Genomic DNA, 3,264 nt, shown 5'->3' on the forward strand with positions numbered 1-3,264 from the left:
AGATGTTCAAAGTGATAGCGATTTCAAGCGTTATCCGGTGTTGTCGTTGAAGTGGTTGTTGTATGACTTCAGTCGGCTGTCTCGAATGGGTGTTGGTCAGGCTTGCCTGGTTGATGCGAATTCGTGGTCAGTTGTCTTGGGGTTATATAGTCAAGCAACTAAGCGCATACGGTGGATGCCTTGGCAGTCAGAGGCGATGAAAGACGTGGAAGCCTGCGATAAGGTTCGGGGAGCTGGCAAACGAGCTGTGATCCGGACATCTCTGAATGGGGAAACCCACCAACCTTCGGGTTGGTACCGTACAGTGAATCCATAGCTGTGCGGGGCGAACCGGGGGAACTGAAACATCTAAGTACCCCGAGGAAAAGAAATCAACCGAGATTCCCTCAGTAGCGGCGAGCGAACGGGGACCAGCCCTTAAGCTGGACGACTGGTAGGAGAAGGCTCTGGAAAGTGCCGCCATAGTGGGTGATAGCCCCGTATCCGAAACCTGAGTCCAGTGAAATCGAGTAGGACGGGACACGTGATATCCTGTCTGAACATGGGGGGACCATCCTCCAAGGCTAAATACTCCTGACTGACCGATAGTGAACCAGTACCGTGAGGGAAAGGCGAAAAGAACCCCTGTGAGGGGAGTGAAATAGACCCTGAAACCGTATGCGTACAAGCAGTCGGAGCAGACTTGTTCTGTGACGGCGTACCTTTTGTATAATGGGTCAGCGACTTATGTTCAGTGGCGAGGTTAACCGTTTAGGGGAGCCGTAGGGAAACCGAGTCTGAATAGGGCGATTTAGTCGCTGGGCATAGACCCGAAACCGGGCGATCTATCCATGAGCAGGTTGAAGGTTGAGTAACATCAACTGGAGGACCGAACCCACTGTCGTTGAAAAGCCAGGGGATGACTTGTGGATCGGAGTGAAAGGCTAATCAAGCCCGGAGATAGCTGGTTCTCCCCGAAAGCTATTTAGGTAGCGCCTCGGACGAATACCACTGGGGGTAGAGCACTGTTTGGGCTAGGGGGCCATCTCGGCTTACCAACCCCAGGCAAACTCCGAATACCAGTGAGTACTATCCGGGAGACACACGGCGGGTGCTAACGTCCGTCGTGAAGAGGGAAACAACCCAGACCGCCAGCTAAGGTCCCCAAGTACCAGTTAAGTGGGAAACGATGTGGGAAGGCTCAGACAGCTAGGAGGTTGGCTTAGAAGCAGCCATCCTTTAAAGAAAGCGTAATAGCTCACTAGTCGAGTCGGCCTGCGCGGAAGATGTAACGGGGCTCAAACTGGTCACCGAAGCTGCGGCTGTGCACGTAAGTGTACGGGGTAGGGGAGCGTTCTGTAAGCCTGCGAAGGTGTGTCGAGAGGCATGCTGGAGGTATCAGAAGTGCGAATGCTGACATGAGTAACGACAATGCGGGTGAAAAACCCGCACGCCGGAAGACCAAGGGTTCCTGCGCAACGCTAATCGGCGCAGGGTGAGTCGGCCCCTAAGGCGAGACCGAAAGGTGTAGTCGATGGGAAACGGGTTAATATTCCCGTACCTTGGATAGCTGCGATGGAGAGACGGAGAAGGCTAGGTGAGCCGGGCGACGGTTGTCCCGGTTTAAGCGAGTAGGGAGTGGACTTAGGCAAATCCGGGTCCACAATCCTGAGACGTGACGACGACTGCCCACGGGCGGGAAGTCATTGATGCCCTGCTTCCAGGAAAATCTTCTAAGCTTCAGGCTATTCGAGACCGTACCCCAAACCGACACAGGTGGTCAGGTAGAGAATACCAAGGCGCTTGAGAGAACTCGGGTAAAGGAACTAGGCAAAATGGTGCCGTAACTTCGGGAGAAGGCACGCTGGTAGTAGGTGAAGCCCCTGCGGGTGGAGCCGAGACCAGTCGAAGATACCAGGCCCCTGCGACTGTTTATTAAAAACACAGCACTGTGCAAACACGAAAGTGGACGTATACGGTGTGACGCCTGCCCGGTGCCGGAAGGTTAATTGATGGGGTTAGGATTCGTCCGAAGCTCTTGATCGAAGCCCCGGTAAACGGCGGCCGTAACTATAACGGTCCTAAGGTAGCGAAATTCCTTGTCGGGTAAGTTCCGACCTGCACGAATGGCGTAACGATGGGGGCGCTGTCTCTACCCGAGACTCAGTGAAATTGAAATCGCCGTGAAGATGCGGTGTATCCGCGGCTAGACGGAAAGACCCCGTGAACCTTTACTATAGCTTCACAGTGAACTTTGAGCATGCTTGTGTAGGATAGCTGGGAGGCTTTGAAACCGGGACGCCAGTTCCGGTGGAGCCAACCTTGAAATACCAGCCTGGCATGTTTGAGGTTCTAACTTGGTCCCCTTATCGGGGATAAGGACACTGTGTGGTGGGTAGTTTGACTGGGGCGGTCTCCTCCCAAAGCGTAACGGAGGAGCACAAAGGTGGGCTAAGCATGGTCGGACATCATGCGGTTAGTGTAATGGCACAAGCCCGCTTAACTGCGAGACAGACACGTCGAGCAGGTGCGAAAGCAGGTCATAGTGATCCGGTGGTTCTGTATGGAAGGGCCATCGCTCAACGGATAAAAGGTACTCCGGGGATAACAGGCTGATACCGCCCAAGAGTTCACATCGACGGCGGTGTTTGGCACCTCGATGTCGGCTCATCACATCCTGGGGCTGAAGCCGGTCCCAAGGGTATGGCTGTTCGCCATTTAAAGTGGTACGCGAGCTGGGTTTAGAACGTCGTGAGACAGTTCGGTCCCTATCTGCCGTGGACGTTGGAGATTTGAGGAAAGCTGCTCCTAGTACGAGAGGACCGGAGTGGACGAACCTCTGGTGTTCGGGTTGTGTCGCCAGACGCATTGCCCGGTAGCTATGTTCGGATAGGATAACCGCTGAAAGCATCTAAGCGGGAAGCCCCTTCCAAGATGAGATCTCCCTGGACCCTCGAGGTCCCTGAAGAGCCGTTCAAGACCAGGACGTTGATAGGTCGGGTGTGTAAGCGCTGCGAGGCGTTGAGCTAACCGATACTAATTGCTCGTGCGGCTTGACTATATAACACCCAAGACAATTGCGGATAACGCAAAAAAAGAAATCGACTAGCACTCGGAAAGCACCCCGAACGTTCTATCCCGTCCCCCAGTGATCAACCGTTTTGCCTGACGACCATAGCGGTCTGGAACCACCTGATCCCATCCCGAACTCAGAAGTGAAACAGACCTGCGCCGATGGTAGTGTGGCGTTGCCCATGTGAGAGTAGGTCATCGTCAGGCTCCTAA

The 3,264-nt window shown here is 54.2% G+C and carries 2 rRNA genes; both read left to right on the plus strand.

What is annotated here, in order from left to right:
* Nucleotides 1–148: 148 nt before the first annotated feature.
* A 23S ribosomal RNA gene (locus DET50_RS19115) occupies nucleotides 149–3,040 on the plus strand.
* A 103-nt stretch (nucleotides 3,041–3,143) separates the two neighbouring features.
* A 5S ribosomal RNA gene (rrf, locus tag DET50_RS19120) occupies nucleotides 3,144–3,258 on the plus strand.
* The last annotated feature ends 6 nt before the right edge of the window (nucleotides 3,259–3,264 follow it).

It is taken from the genome of Marinobacter pelagius (genome assembly GCF_003315345.1).
GTDB lineage: Bacteria > Pseudomonadota > Gammaproteobacteria > Pseudomonadales > Oleiphilaceae > Marinobacter > Marinobacter pelagius_A.